At 65.7% G+C, this 13,084-nt stretch carries 18 protein-coding genes; 8 read left to right on the plus strand and 10 right to left on the minus strand.

Annotated features, from left to right (window positions below):
- Positions 1-77 precede the first annotated feature (77 nt).
- The 6 genes from ACK8HH_RS09675 to ACK8HH_RS09700 all read right to left on the minus strand — a co-directional run bounded on the left by ACK8HH_RS09675 (position 78) and on the right by ACK8HH_RS09700 (position 4,819).
- A complete protein-coding gene (locus tag ACK8HH_RS09675; protein ID WP_278127361.1) occupies positions 78-1,499 on the minus strand; it encodes an FAD-dependent oxidoreductase in 1,422 nt (473 codons plus the stop codon).
- A gap of 104 nt (positions 1,500-1,603) precedes the next feature.
- Positions 1,604-2,269, minus strand: a complete 666-nt coding sequence (locus ACK8HH_RS09680; protein ID WP_005206753.1) for a phosphatase — start codon at positions 2,267-2,269, stop codon at positions 1,604-1,606.
- A 42-nt stretch (positions 2,270-2,311) separates the two neighbouring features.
- Positions 2,312-2,752, minus strand: coding sequence for a low molecular weight phosphatase family protein (locus ACK8HH_RS09685; RefSeq protein WP_005206752.1), 441 nt, complete (start codon positions 2,750-2,752; stop codon positions 2,312-2,314).
- A complete protein-coding gene (gene arsB, locus ACK8HH_RS09690) occupies positions 2,752-3,867 on the minus strand; it encodes an ACR3 family arsenite efflux transporter (RefSeq protein WP_278127362.1) in 1,116 nt (371 codons plus the stop codon). Before arsB ends, ACK8HH_RS09685 begins: the two co-directional genes overlap by 1 nt.
- Positions 3,864-4,238, minus strand: coding sequence for an ArsR/SmtB family transcription factor (locus ACK8HH_RS09695; RefSeq protein WP_278127363.1), 375 nt, complete (start codon positions 4,236-4,238; stop codon positions 3,864-3,866). Before ACK8HH_RS09695 ends, arsB begins: the two co-directional genes overlap by 4 nt.
- A 125-nt stretch (positions 4,239-4,363) precedes the next feature.
- Positions 4,364-4,819: an ArsI/CadI family heavy metal resistance metalloenzyme gene (locus ACK8HH_RS09700; protein WP_161896580.1), complete on the minus strand. Its 456-nt coding sequence runs from the start codon at positions 4,817-4,819 to the stop codon at positions 4,364-4,366.
- 95 nt (positions 4,820-4,914) lie between these two features.
- Here ACK8HH_RS09700 and ACK8HH_RS09705 point away from each other — a divergent pair, with 95 nt between their 5' ends.
- A complete protein-coding gene (locus tag ACK8HH_RS09705) occupies positions 4,915-5,268 on the plus strand; it encodes an Rv2640c family ArsR-like transcriptional regulator (RefSeq protein WP_005206748.1) in 354 nt (117 codons plus the stop codon).
- Here ACK8HH_RS09705 and ACK8HH_RS09710 read toward each other — a convergent pair.
- Entirely contained in the window at positions 5,265-5,579 is a 315-nt protein-coding gene (locus tag ACK8HH_RS09710; protein ID WP_008376388.1) for a hypothetical protein, read from the minus strand. The genes ACK8HH_RS09705 and ACK8HH_RS09710 overlap by 4 nt on opposite strands.
- Positions 5,580-5,602: 23 nt before the next feature.
- Between ACK8HH_RS09710 and ACK8HH_RS09715 the strand changes: the two genes are divergently transcribed.
- Together ACK8HH_RS09715 and ACK8HH_RS09720 are read left to right on the plus strand one after the other, a co-directional pair.
- Positions 5,603-5,872: a hypothetical protein gene (locus tag ACK8HH_RS09715; RefSeq protein ID WP_186349799.1), complete on the plus strand. Its 270-nt coding sequence runs from the start codon at positions 5,603-5,605 to the stop codon at positions 5,870-5,872.
- Positions 5,869-6,252, plus strand: a complete 384-nt coding sequence (locus tag ACK8HH_RS09720; protein WP_412475151.1) for a hypothetical protein — start codon at positions 5,869-5,871, stop codon at positions 6,250-6,252. The genes ACK8HH_RS09715 and ACK8HH_RS09720 overlap by 4 nt, the downstream gene beginning before the upstream one ends.
- Before the next feature lie 119 nt (positions 6,253-6,371).
- Here ACK8HH_RS09720 and ACK8HH_RS09725 read toward each other — a convergent pair whose 3' ends face one another.
- On the minus strand, positions 6,372-6,533 hold the full coding sequence (locus tag ACK8HH_RS09725) for a hypothetical protein (protein ID WP_157435742.1): 162 nt from the start codon (positions 6,531-6,533) through the stop codon (positions 6,372-6,374).
- Positions 6,534-7,161: 628 nt separating this feature from the next.
- Here ACK8HH_RS09725 and ACK8HH_RS09730 point away from each other — a divergent pair.
- Both ACK8HH_RS09730 and ACK8HH_RS09735 read left to right on the plus strand, forming a co-directional pair.
- Entirely contained in the window at positions 7,162-7,371 is a 210-nt protein-coding gene (locus ACK8HH_RS09730; protein ID WP_040519341.1) for a heavy-metal-associated domain-containing protein, read from the plus strand.
- A gap of 173 nt (positions 7,372-7,544) precedes the next feature.
- Positions 7,545-8,129, plus strand: a complete 585-nt coding sequence (locus tag ACK8HH_RS09735) for a YdhK family protein (protein ID WP_411815868.1) — start codon at positions 7,545-7,547, stop codon at positions 8,127-8,129.
- A gap of 27 nt (positions 8,130-8,156) precedes the next feature.
- Here the strand turns inward: ACK8HH_RS09735 and ACK8HH_RS09740 are convergent, their stop codons facing one another.
- Positions 8,157-8,492 carry a hypothetical protein gene (locus tag ACK8HH_RS09740; RefSeq protein WP_008376382.1) on the minus strand — a complete coding sequence of 112 codons (336 nt, stop codon included), beginning with the start codon at positions 8,490-8,492 and terminating at the stop codon, positions 8,157-8,159.
- Positions 8,493-8,561: 69 nt separating this feature from the next.
- On the opposite strand from ACK8HH_RS09740, the gene ACK8HH_RS09745 reads away from it, so the two are divergent.
- The 3 genes from ACK8HH_RS09745 (at position 8,562) to ACK8HH_RS09755 (ending at position 12,031) form a co-directional block, all read left to right on the plus strand.
- On the plus strand, positions 8,562-10,457 hold the full coding sequence (locus tag ACK8HH_RS09745) for a heavy metal translocating P-type ATPase (RefSeq protein WP_006898150.1): 1,896 nt from the start codon (positions 8,562-8,564) through the stop codon (positions 10,455-10,457).
- Between the two features lie 153 nt (positions 10,458-10,610).
- Positions 10,611-11,225, plus strand: coding sequence for a TlpA family protein disulfide reductase (locus tag ACK8HH_RS09750; RefSeq protein WP_039868132.1), 615 nt, complete (start codon positions 10,611-10,613; stop codon positions 11,223-11,225).
- Positions 11,222-12,031: a cytochrome c biogenesis CcdA family protein gene (locus tag ACK8HH_RS09755; protein WP_006898152.1), complete on the plus strand. Its 810-nt coding sequence runs from the start codon at positions 11,222-11,224 to the stop codon at positions 12,029-12,031. Before ACK8HH_RS09750 ends, ACK8HH_RS09755 begins: the two co-directional genes overlap by 4 nt.
- A 110-nt stretch (positions 12,032-12,141) precedes the next feature.
- Here the strand turns inward: ACK8HH_RS09755 and ACK8HH_RS09760 are convergent, their stop codons facing one another.
- Positions 12,142-13,080, minus strand: coding sequence for a M56 family metallopeptidase (locus tag ACK8HH_RS09760; RefSeq protein WP_006898153.1), 939 nt, complete (start codon positions 13,078-13,080; stop codon positions 12,142-12,144).
- Positions 13,081-13,084: the final 4 nt, after the last annotated feature.

Consider the following 13,084-nt stretch of genomic DNA (forward strand, 5'->3'; position numbering starts at 1 on the left):
AACGAAACCCAGGGCGCTTCACATTGGTGCGATGACCGCGCGTGTTGTGTGGGGCTCGGAGGGGTTGCTGCTGGTGGTCACTGGTTTGGGTTCAGTTCGCTGCGCTGGGCGTGCAGGCGGTGTTCGTGTACCCAGTTGTGGGCGGCGATTTGGACGGCGTCCCATGGTGATCCCAGGGGTGGGGTGTAGGACAGGTCGAGTTCGCTGAGCGCTTCGACGGTCATGCCGTGGTGCAGGGCTGTGGCGTAGGTGTCGATCCGTTTGGCGATTTCGGCGGTGCGGTGGCCGATGAGTTGGGCTCCGAGCAGTGTGCCGGTCTTGTGGTCTGCGGTGATGCGGATGTTGATGGGGGTGGCGCCTGGGTAGTAGGCCTTGTGGTCGTCGGGTGTCGAGGTGGTCGATACTGGTGTCCAGCCGCGGTCGGCTGTGAGGGCTTCGGCTTCTTTGAGGCCGGTGCGGGCGGCGACGAGGTCGAAGATTTTGACGACTTGGGTTCCGAGGGAGCCGGTGTAGCGGGCGGTGCCGCCGAGGGCGTTTTCGCCCGCGACGCGGCCCTGCTTGTGTGCGGTTGTTCCGAGTGGGAGCCAGGTGATGCCGAGTTGGCGGTGGTGGGTGTGGACGGCGTCGCCGGCGGCGAAGACGTCCGGCAGGTTGGTGCGCATCTGTTCGTCGACTGCGATGGTGTTCTTGATTCCGAGGTTGGCGCCGGCGGCGGCGGCGAGGTCGGTGTCGGGGCGCACGCCGACCACGACGAGCACGAGGTCGGCGGTGAGGTGGTCGGTGTGGCCGTCATTCGCGGTGGTGACGGTCAGGTCGCCGTTGTCGGCGCGGTCGATGGCGGTGACCAGGGTGTTGGTGCGTACGTCGACTCGGTTGCGGACCAGTTCGTTGTGGACGAGGGTGCCGAGTTCTGGTTCGACGGTGGGGAGGACTTCGGGGAGGGCTTCGATCTGGGTGACGGCTAGGCCTCGGGTGGTGAGCCCTTCGGCCATCTCCAGGCCTATGTAGCCGGCGCCGATGATGATCGCGGTCTTCGGGTCGGTGGTGGTCAGGGTGTTCATGACGGCGAAGGTGTCGCCCATCGAGTGCAGGAGGTGAACGCCGTCGTCAGGGCCTAGTTGGTCGAGGCCGGTGATCGGTGGCCGCACTGAGACCGCGCCGGTCCCGACGATGAGAGCGTCATAGTCGAGGTCTCGTGAGACGCCGTCGGGCCCGGTGACGGTGAGGCGGTGCCCGGCGGTGTCGATCGCGGTGGCCCGGGTGTCGGTATGAACGGTCATGCCGGTGGCGGCGAGGTCGGCGGCGGTGCGGTGGGCGAGGTTGCTCCAGTGCGTGACTTCGCCGGAGACGTAGTACGGGATGCCGCAGATGGAGAAGTTCGGGTAGGCGTCGGCGACGACGACGGTGACCTCGCTGGTTGGGTCGAGCTCGCGAGCCCGCAGTGCGGCGGAGATTCCGGCGTCTGATCCGCCGATTGCGATGATCTTGCGTGCAGGCATGGGTGTCGGTTCCTTCCGAAGGGACACGGGTATGTGAGGTAGAGCAGGGCGCCGCGCTGTTGGGAGAAGTCGCGGGAGCGTGCGGGCAGGCCGATCAGCGGCGGTCAGGTAGTGGCAGGTAGGAGCTCGGCGAGGAGGTTGCGGACGCGGTAGTTGAGGTCGTCGCGGATCAGACGAACGGTCTCGATGGGGTGGTTGTCGGGGTCGGCGACTTGCCAGTCCAGGTACCGCTTGCCCGGGTAGATCGGGCAGGCGTCGCCGCAGCCCATGGAGATCACGACGTCCGCGGCCGCGACCACATCGTCGGTGAGCGGCTTGGGGAACTTGGCGGCGAGATCAAGGCCGATCTCTGTCATGGCTAGCTCGACGATCGGGTTGATGTCCGCCGCGGGTAGAGACCCGGCTGAACGTACGTGCACTCGTCCTGCCGCGTGGTGGGTCAGGAGCGCGGCGGCCATCTGTGAGCGGCCAGCGTTGTGGACGCAGATGAACAGCACTTCGGGCACGGTCGTGGTGGTTGCGCCGGTGGACTGCGCTAGGGCGGCGAGGCGTTCTGCGGCGAACCTGCCTGTCAGGGTCACCAGGTGAGTGTGGATGCGGGAGGTGCGCCGCAGCGCGGTGTAGGACTCGAATACGACCCGTTCGACGGTCTGTTCGGACACGATCCCTCGGTACTGGGCGGCGAGCCTCTCCGCGGTTCGCGATAGCAGGGCTTGGGGCATCAGCAGATCTGGTGTCCCGGCTGATTCGGTCGTGGCGTCGGCGTTCATCAGGCTTCACCCCGGTTCGTAGATACCGACCCAGCTCCGGCGTTAGCGCGCGGTGAGTTCGGCTGCCAGCGCGGTGACGCGGGCAGCGATGTCGTCGCGGACCAGGCGCATCCGTTCGATCCCGTCGATTCCGCGCTCGGACGGTTCGTCAGTGTCCCAGTTGATCAACCTGACCCCGGCGGGGGCATCGACCACGGCTTCTCGGCCGAGAGTGACCACCAGGTCGACGCGGGCGAGCAACTCGGGATCGATGGGCTTGGGAGTCTCGCCGGTGATGTCGATGCCGACCTCGGCCAGGCTCTCGGCAGACAGCCCGTTGACCGCGGTGCCGGGTTTGGTTCCGGCCGAGTGCACCTCGACGGCCTCGCCGACCGCCTTGCCCATCAGGCCGGCGGCCATCTGAGACTTGCCGCCGTTCTTCACACACACGAACAGCACACTCGGCGTGGCCGCGTTCTCGGTGATCGTCAGGTCGTCGGGCATCAGTTCATGCTCCTAGAAGAGTCCGCGGAAGCGGAGGTAGAGGACGGGGTGAGGGGGAAGCGTTTGCGTAGGGCAAGGGAGACATAGACCAGGCCGACCAGCACAGCGACCTCGATCAACGGACCGACCACGCCGGCGAGGGCTTGGCCGGAGGTCGCGCCGTAGGTGGCGATCGCGACGGCGATGGCGAGTTCGAAGTTGTTGCCTGCCGCGGTGAACGCAAGCGTGGTGGTGCGTTCGTAGCCCAGGCCCATAACCGCACCCAGGAGGTAGCCGCCGCCCCACATCACTGCGAAGTAGACCAACAGTGGCACGGCGATGCGGACGACGTCCCAGGGACGGGAGGTGATCTGTTCGCCCTGCAGGGCGAAGAGGATGACGATCGTGAACAGCAGTCCGTAGAGTGCCCACGGCCCGACCTTGGGCAGGAACTTCGCTTCGTACCAGTCGCGGCCCTTGGTCTTCTCGCCGATCCGGCGTGACAGGTATCCGGCGAGCAGCGGGATGCCGAGGAAGATCAGCACCGACTTGGCGATCTGCCACGGAGAGGTGCTGATGGTCGTCTGTTCCAGGCCCAGCCAGCCCGGCAGGATTGAGAGGTAGAACCAGCCCAGGACGGCGAACATCACCACCTGGAACACCGAGTTGAGCGCCACGAGGACGGCTGCTGCCTCACGATCGCCGCAGGCGAGGTCGTTCCAGATGATGACCATGGCGATGCACCGTGCGAGGCCGACGATGATCAGGCCGGTCCGGTACTCGGGTAGGTCGGGCAGGAAGATCCAGGCGAGGGCGAACATGAGCGCTGGGCCGAGCACCCAGTTCAGTAGCAGCGATCCCAGCAGTAGTTTGCGATCGCCGGTGACGGTGTCGAGGCGGTCGTAGCGCACCTTGGCCAGGACCGGGTACATCATTATCAACAGGCCCAAGGCGATAGGCAGTGAAACGCCGTCGACCTGGATCTTCTCCAACGCGGTGTTCAGTCCGGGGATCATCCGGCCCAGCAGCAGACCGGCGACCATGGCGACGCCGATCCACACCGGCAGGAACCGGTCCAGAGTCGAGAGCTTGCCGACGACCGGCTGATGCCCGGCCGTCGGGGTGGGGCTGGTCACGAGTGAACCTCCATCGGGCTGGCGAGCTCGCCGGACTGCAGGATCCCGGCGAGCGAGGACAGAACATCGGGGATAACGCGGTAGTACACCCACGACGCGCGGCGCTCAGACTCGAGCAAACCGGCGTTCTTGAGGACCTTCAGGTGATGGGAGATCGTCGGTTGCGAAACGTCGACGGCCGGGGAGATGTCACACACGCACGCCTCACCGCCCTCGTGGCTGGCGATCAAGCTGAACAGTCGCAACCGGATCGGGTCGGCGAGTGCTTTGAACACCACAGCAAGATCAACCGACTGCCGCTCCGAGAGGGGCTCACGCACCAACGGTGAGCACCGCACAGTGACATCGGTCAACGGAATCGAGTTCGACATGTATCGATATTGACAGATATCGATACTGGTTGCAAGGGTGCATGCAGTCCACGTTCGAAACGGGACTGGTCGCCACCCCGGCATCGGGTGGCGACCAGCCTGGCAGCCCTAAGAGAAGGTCGCGTTCAGCAGCAGTTCGCCGCGGGAGTGCAGCATGCCGCGGGCGTAGATTCGCCGGCGGGGGCCGCGGCGGCGACCGGTTCGCCGTTGAAGGTCTCAGCGTCGGCCAACACGGTGTAGACCTCCCACCGCTCGGCGTCGGGAGCGGTGACCCACACCTTGTCCTGAGTGGCAAAGCAGCAGGTTGCTCCGATCTCCTCTTCGGTGAACAGCTTCTCTTCGGTGAATCGGGCGATCTCGGCGTGCACCTTCTCACTGGAATCGACCTCAACGCCGAGGTGATTGATGCTGCCGCCCTGGCCGGGATTCTCCAGCAGCACCAACTTCAGTGCGGGCTCAGTGACGGCGAAGTTGGCGTAGCCCGGCTTGACCTTCGCCGGGCCGACGCCGAACAGCTTGGTGTAGAAGGCGATCGACTGGTCGAGATCGTCGACGTTGAGGGCGAGTTGCACGCGTGACATGAGATCCTCCAAGGATTCGACATACATCAAAAGTGTTGCGACTCAAGTTCTAGACCAGAGTTTGACATATGTCAACGGATGGGTAGGTTGGGGTCATGCCCAAGACGCTCCCTGTGGTCGACATCAGTGCTCCGATCTGCTGTGCACCGATCTCCGCAGGTCCAATGGAAGCGGATGCGGCCCTAGAGCTGGCTCTCCGGCTCAAGGCGCTGGCCGATCCGGCGCGAATTCAGCTGGTCTCCATCCTCATGGGCGCCCGACCAGGTGCGATCAGCACCAGTGATCTCGCCGAGGCGCTCGCACTCTCGGCGGGTACGGTGAGCCACCACCTCGGTCAACTCAAAAAGGCGGGCCTAGTCAGCTCCGAGCGTCGAGGCGTGAACGTCCTGCATCGCGCCGAACCGGACTCGCTGGAAGCACTCAGAGGAGTGCTCGACACCTGCTGTTAGCCGGGGTGATCGGCATCGCGCCGCACGGCGTTAGCTGCGTAAGTCCGATACTGGCGTTCGACGGTGTAGTCGGGGAGCGACTCGGCGATGAGGTCGGCCAGTGTATCGCCTTCGTGAAGCCAGCCGGCGACGTCGAATCCGCGACGCCACGTGTGCTGGTCGTCGCTCGGTGCGTCGGCGAAGTTCGCCGTCCACGCGTCGAGCCACGTACGCAGCCGGACGACGACGGAGTCGGGAAACCCGAAGTTCGCGGGTGTCAGCAGTTCGGATCTCTCTTTTCTGGGCGAGTCGGGGAAACTCGAGCTATGCAAGTTGAGGTCCTGTATGTCGATGGATGCAAGTCCGTCGCCGTCAGTACTACGAGCGCACCGGACGTGAACTCTCCGACGAGAACGTCTGGGTCCACGAACGACTCCGCGAGATCGCCTCGCTCGATGCCATCATCGCCCGACTCGCTGCCGAAGGTGACCAGGCATCGGCCGATCGCGAGTCGGCGGTGGCCGGGGCCGGCACCTCTGATCGGCGACCGCTGCTGCAGATCCAGACTCGAGGGCTGCACGAGATCGCACTCGGGAAAGCCGAGAACCCAGGTGATGGGGCATGACGCCACCGACTGATCAGGCGATCGCCGCGCTCAACGCCCACGCACGGCAGCGCTCCGCCGACGTCCGGACTCGGATTGAGAAGGCCCTCACCGCGATGCGGAGATCGGGGGCCACAATCAACATCAACGCCGTCGCTGTACGTGCCGGCGTCACCCGCAAGACGATTTACAACCATCCGGACCTACGGGAGAAGATCCGCGCCCACACCACCATCGCCCCGCCACCCGAGGCTGCAGCCACCGACAGCTCCATCGTGTCGGCGCTTCGGGCTCAGTTGACGGCCAACGATGCCGAACTCCATCGTCTCCGCGCAGAACTTCGCGCCAAGGATGTGCTGATCGCCACACTCTACGGCCAGCTAGACACGGCGGACGAGTGACGACAGACCGCCGACGATTCTCGGGTAACCGGCGCACGTCCCGTCCCACGGTTCGAGAACGTCATTGCGCACATCGCGCCCAACCGTAGGGCCATCGGCTGATCCGTCTGTTCGCCAGCCTAGTCAGCAGGATCGAGGAGGTCGTCGATGACGGCATCCAGTCGTCGCCGAATGTGCTGGGGCGGTCCCACCACGGAGTCGACGAGGATCTCGGCTTGAGCAACGGCATAGATTCGACTGCCGATCCGCCAGGTGGCCGCAAACGCGGCGTCAGTGTCCACCTAGCCACCCACCAGAGTAACGGCGGCCGCGATGAGCGTGCCTCGGAAGCGGCAGGGATCGTCGGCGATGACCTGCGCCGGTGCTCGATCATCCAGGCGCGGATTGCGTCCCTGAAACCAGGCTTGGATCAACGATGGGGTAGCGCCGAGCTGGTGTTGCAGGGCCGCCACCGTGTAGGCCACCTTCAAACGGGCTCGGACGTGGTCCGGGACTGCGGCCGCGCGTGTGATGTAGTCGCTGACCGCAGCGGTGCTGGGCGCCGGCCAGATACGCAACCAAACGCGCACCGAGCAGCGTGCGCAGTTGGTCGACCAGTGTCGCGTCGTCGAAGGCGTCCAGATGCGCTGTCACACGATCGTGGACGGCGGCAACCGAGAGTCGGACCGATTCCATGGATGCCATCGTCGCCACACACAAGCCGCCTGATTCGCCGCCGTTTTCGGAGGCTCCGCTGGTCAGTGCCCGATCTAGTCAAACGCAAACTGACCAAGCCGCCCACCTGGCAGCTCCCACCAGACCCCCAGACTGCGATGCGTGGCGGCACCCCTTGCATCACAGCCGATGGCAGGTATATGTTCATCAGAACATCATACCCCCATGGGGTATCAACTGGAGAGGTGGAAAGACATGTCGTCGAGCGAGTATCAGGTAGCAGGCATGACGTGCGGGCATTGCGAGGCCTCGGTGCGCAAGGAAGTCGCAGCCGTAGAGGGTGTTCAGGACGCTCAGGTGAGCGCGCAGACCGGCAGGCTCGTGGTCACCTCCGTCGGCCTCGTCGACGAGGCCGCGGTGGTCGACGCAGTCACAGCGGCCGGCTATTCGGCAGTGCGGATTTGATGGACGCCAGCTCGCTTCCTGCTGTCGGCGTGACGTTCGCGGTTTAGCGAACTTTTACACCTTCAGCTCTGTGCGGCCGCCGAGCAAATCGCTATCGGCCGACAACGGAGAGAACGGCGATGCACCACACCGGTGCGTCGCGTTCGGTGAGATCAGAGTGGATAGGAGACCACATGCGCAAGCCTCTCATGACGGCCGTCTCGGCGGGAATACTCGTCGGAGCACTGGTTCTGGCCGGTTGCAGTGCCGGCGAAAGCCAGGACCACCAAGGCTATGACGGTGGCAGCACGGCCAGCAGTGTCGGCGCAATGAGCGATTCGCCGATGGACCACCCGATGGACGGCGGGCCGGCACCTGCCGGCATCAAGGCGGCCTCGGCACCCAAGTTTCCGGTCGGCAGCCAGGTCATGCTGACCGCAGACCACATGGCAGGCATGTACGGTGCGCGGGCCACAATCGTCGGCGCCTTCGACACGTGCGCCTACTCGGTGAACTTCACCCCGACCACCGGCGGCCAGCCGGTCAAGGATCACAAGTGGGTAGTCCAACAGGAGATCAAGAACGCAGGAGATCGACGTCTGGCCGATGGCACCGAAGTCACCCTCGAGGCCGATCACATGACGGGCATGAAGGGGGCGAAGGCAACAATCGCCAGCTCCACCGACCAGACCGTCTACATGGTCGATTACGAGGCGGACGGCATGACGATGACCAACCATAAGTGGGTCGTCGAGAGCGAAATTCAACCGATGCCCTGAGCGGGGTGTTGGTGACGACTTCAGCAGTCACCAACCCAGCTGGGGAATGACGATGAGGAAGGCAGCAGGATGACTAACCCCCACGCGCACCACCACCACCGAGATGTCGGCGGCGCCCCCATACACGGCATCGACCGCCATGACGCGGCAGTGCCTGAGAGCCACAATGCTGTCGCTGACCCCACGCACGGCGGGCACAGCGAGCACGGCCGAGGTCACAACGACCACGCCGACCATCATGGTGAGCATGGCGCCCCCGGCGGGCATAGCGGGCACCTGGACCACGACGGTGAGCACGGGGACCACAGTGGGCACGGGCACCCCGGCGGGCAGCATGGGAACCACAGCGGTCACGGTGACCACGTCGGGGAGTTTCGCCGACTGTTCTGGATCAACCTCATCATCGCGGTTCCGGTGGTCGCCTTCTCACCGATGTTCGCGATGTTGGTCGGCTACTCGGTCCCTGGGTGGGCCGAATGGATCGCGCCCGCGCTCGGCACCGTGATGTACCTCTGGGGCGGCTGGCCGTTCCTGGCCGGCGCTCTGAGCGAGCTGCGGACGCGGAAACCCGGGATGATGCTTCTGATCGCACTGGCGATCACGGTGGCGTTCTTCGCGTCCTGGGCGGCGACGCTGGGACTTGTCAGTCATCAACTGGAGTTCTGGTGGGAATTGGCGCTGCTGATCGTCATCATGCTGCTGGGCCACTGGATCGAGATGCGGTCGCTGGCCCAGACCACCTCGGCCCTGGACTCCCTGGCCGCGCTTCTGCCCGACCAAGCAGAACGTGTCCGAGACGGGCAAATCGAGGCCGTGGCCCCCGCCGATCTGGAGGTCGGCGACACCGTCGTCATTCGCCCCGGCGGGGGCATCCCAGCCGACGGCCGGATCGTCGAGGGGCGTGCGGCGATGGACGAATCGATGGTCACCGGTGAGTCCCAGACGGTCACCCGCAGTGTTGGCGACACCGTGACCGCGGGGACGGTCGCTTCCGATTCAGGACTACGAATCGTGATCACGGCCACCGGCGACGAGACGACTCTCGCCGGGATCCAACGGCTTGTCACCGATGCTCAGAACTCGTCGTCTCGTGCTCAACGACTCGCCGACACCGCGGCCGGATGGCTGTTCTGGTTTGCCCTCGGAGCCGCGGCGATCACCGCGATTGTGTGGACGGCGATCGGCTTGCCCGATGATGCGGTGGTTCGCACGATCACCGTCTTGGTGATCGCGTGCCCGCACGCTCTGGGCCTAGCGATTCCGCTCGTCGTCTCGATTGCGACCGAGCGTGCGGCCCGGGGCGGCGTACTCGTCAAAGACCGACTTGCGTTGGAGAGCATGCGGACGGTCGACAGCGTCCTATTCGACAAGACCGGCACGCTCACCCGGGGCGAACCCACTGTCACGGATGTCTTTGCCGTCGACGACGTCGACGAGGATCAGTTGCTGGCGTTGGCGGCGGCCGCTGAGTCCGACAGCGAGCATCCCCTCGCACGCGCGATCGTCGGCGCCGCCGATCGCCACAGCCTCAGAGTCCCGACCAGCAGCGATTTCTCCTCATCGCCCGCAGTGGGGGTCACCGCGACGATCGAGGGAACGACAGTGCGGGTCGGGGGCCCGCACCTGCTCGCCGAAGAACACCTCAACGAACTGCCTGTCGCTGATCGCTGGCGTGCGGACGGGGCGATCATCTTGCATGTCATTCAAGACCGGCGGCTGATCGGCGCATTGAAACTCGCCGACGAGATCCGCCGCGAGTCACGCGAGGCTGTCGATGCGCTCCATGCGCAGGGCGTCGAGGTCGTGATGATCACCGGTGACGCTGAAGCTGTCGCGAATGCCGTTGCTCATGAACTCGGCATCGACCGTGTCTTCGCCGGTGTCCGTCCCGAAGACAAGGCCGCCAAGGTGCAGGAACTGCAGACCGAAGGTCGCAGGGTGGCGATGGTCGGAGACGGGGTGAACGATGCTCCCGCGCTCGCCCAGGCCGACATCGGTCTGGCGATCGGCGCAGGCACTGATGTCGCTATCGCCTCGGCCGGTGTCATCCTGGCCAGCGACGATCCCCGCTCCGTGCTCTCGGTGATCGAACTGTCGCGAGCGGCGTACCGCAAGATGAAACAGAACCTGTGGTGGGCGGCCGGTTACAATCTGATCTCCGTCCCGCTCGCGGCCGGAGTGCTTGCACCCATCGGATTTGTCATGCCGATGTCGGTGGGCGCGATCCTCATGTCGTTGTCGACCATCGTCGTGGCCCTGAACGCACAACTGCTGCGCAGACTCGACCTGCATCCAGGATCAACGACGCGCGCAGTCTTGGACCGCTAGCCGGGTTAGTCCGCCGCCGGCCACCGTCAGCACCCGGGCATCGATCACTCTCACCATTTACTAAGCAAGTTAGTACTACTCTCCTTAGTAGATGGAGGTGGTTGTGTGGCACCCGGACACATTTCCGAGGACAGGTACCGGATCGACGAGAGGATGCCGGACTGCGCGCGTGGCCGTCGGCGACGCGCGCAGGCGCTCGTCGGCGCGATGCTCATCGGTGCCACGGTGCTGACCGCGTGCGGTACCGGCACTGATGCCGTGTCTGCGGTGCGCGCCAATCAGTTCGTCTCCCCTGACGGTCAGACGGTCATCGACTACGCGCCCGCCATGCGGCGTGCGATCGGCGCGGTCGAGGGTGAGGACTTGTTCGACCGGGGAGCTGTCCGGCTCGCCGATTACCGCGGTGACGTTGTTGTGGTGAACGTGTGGGCTTCGTGGTGCCCACCGTGCCGTACCGAGTTTCAGGCACTGGAGAACGTCTACCGCGACACCCGCGCCCGTGGGGTGCAGTTCGTGGGGATCAACTTTCGTGATTCGCGCTCGACCGCACAGGATTTCACCACCGACCGCAAGGTGCCCTATCGGTCGATCTTCGACTACGGCGGCGCCACCCTTGCCGCACTCGGAGTCCCCGTGGGTGTTGTCCCGACCACTCTGATCCTCGACCGCCAGCACCGCCCAGCGAAGCTGTTCCTTCGAGCGATCACCGAGGCCGAATTGCGTGCTGCCGTTGTGACGGTGGCCGAGGAGAAGGCGGCGCCGCAGTGAATCAGTGGTTTCTGGCGGATCTGGGAACGACGTTCGCGGCCACGGTCACCAGTGGTCCGCTGCTGCTGGGCCTGGGTGTCGCGGCGCTGGTCGGGATCATCTCTTTCGCCTCGCCGTGCGTGGTGCCTCTGGTGCCGGGCTACCTGTCGTATCTGGCGGGGCTGGTCGGTGCCGAAGCTCCCGCCGTCCAGGTCGGTGAGGGCCCCAAGTCCGGCCGGTGGCGGGTGGTTGCCGCGGCAGGGCTGTTCGTCCTGGGCTTCACGCTCGTCTACGTCCTGGCCACGGTGGCGCTGTTCGGTGTGACCTCGGTCTTCCTCGATCAGGCCCGCCTGGCAGTGATGCAACGCGTCGGCGGGGTCGTGACCATCGTGATGGGCTTGGTATTCGTCGGCGTGGTTCCGTTCTTCCGGCGAGAACGCCGCATGACGCCTCACCGCCGCACCGGTATGGTCGGCGCGCCGCTGCTGGGGGCCGTGTTCGCCATCGGGTGGATACCGTGCAGCAGTGCCACCCTCGGTGCCGTCATCGGGCTAGCGATCAGCACGAACGGCGACGCGCCGTTCCGCGGCGCGCTGATGGTCGTCGCGTACTGCTTCGGCCTCGGTGTCCCGTTCGTGGTCCTGGCGTTCTCATCGGCATGGGCCGTCCGCAGCCTTGGCTTCCTCCGCCGCCACGCCCGCACCATTCAGATCGTCGGGGGCGTCCTGCTGGTCGGTGTCGGCGTGATGTTGGTGACGGGCTTGTGGAATGTGTTCGTGGACTGGGTCCGAAAGGCGCTGATCAACGACGTCGTCCTGCCCGTGTGACCGGGCGCCCAACGAGCCTGGCCCCGGCCTGACGGTGCGCGTCGGCGTGCGGACTCTCGATCACGATCGATGCGACGGGCCGGGCGAGCACCGGCCGGTTCCCAGGAGGGTCAGGCGGGGCAGGCAGCCAGGAAGACGGTGGCCAGACCGGCGAGGAATAGCAGAATGGGGAACATCGCGGCCGCTGTCGGGGCAGCGTAGGACGAACTACGCGACGGTCGCGTGCCGGGAGCGGCGGAACGGCCCAATCGATGCAACCGCAGATCGACGCAGTCACGAGCGATCCCCAGAGCGCCCGCCGGCGCGGTCGGGTGAACGTGCGTGATCGCGCGGACGACGGCAGCGTCGCCGTGCTCATGCGCGGCGTGTGCGTCGGCGTCGAACTCGACCAGGGCGCGCACGATGGGACTCGCCTGCCGAGTCAGTGGTAGCCAGGGCACCGCGTGCGAGAGACAGTCGGCGACGCGGACGAACAGATGATGGTGACCATGGACGTGCGCCTGTTCGTGAGCCATCACCGCCGACAACGCCGCCGGGTCCAGTCGCTGCCGCAGCCCTTCGCTGGCCACGATCAGGCCCTCGGTCCGTCCGGGCGTGCTGTACGCCATGGGTGTGCTCGTCGGCAGCCACAGCGGGGACCGGGCGCCCGTCGGGTTCAGCAACCGCGCCAACAGTGCGTGGTGCGCCCCGATCTCGAGGTCACGGCGACGGGCGGTCCGCCAGAACGCCGCAGCCCGCCACCCGGACACGGCCAGGACGAGGGCGAACACGCCTGGCCCGGCGACCAACTCGAGGGTGCGGCTGACCGCACTGTCGAGTCCGTTCAGGCAGGTCTGCAACACCCCACCCACGACGCTCGCATGGCCGGGAATGGCGACGATGGCCACCGAGCTCGCAGCGGCGACGAACACGCCAGCGGTCAGCGCCGCCCACACCCGCAGCAGGGTCCTGGCCGTGAGTCGATCACGCGCGATCAGGACGTCGAGGACCCGGTCACCGATCAGAGCCGCAGCCAGCGCACTCACGCCCAACAGTGCTGCCGTGACCACCGCG

The sequence above is a fragment of the Gordonia sp. LUNF6 genome (assembly GCF_047041125.1).
Lineage (GTDB): Bacteria > Actinomycetota > Actinomycetes > Mycobacteriales > Mycobacteriaceae > Gordonia > Gordonia sihwensis.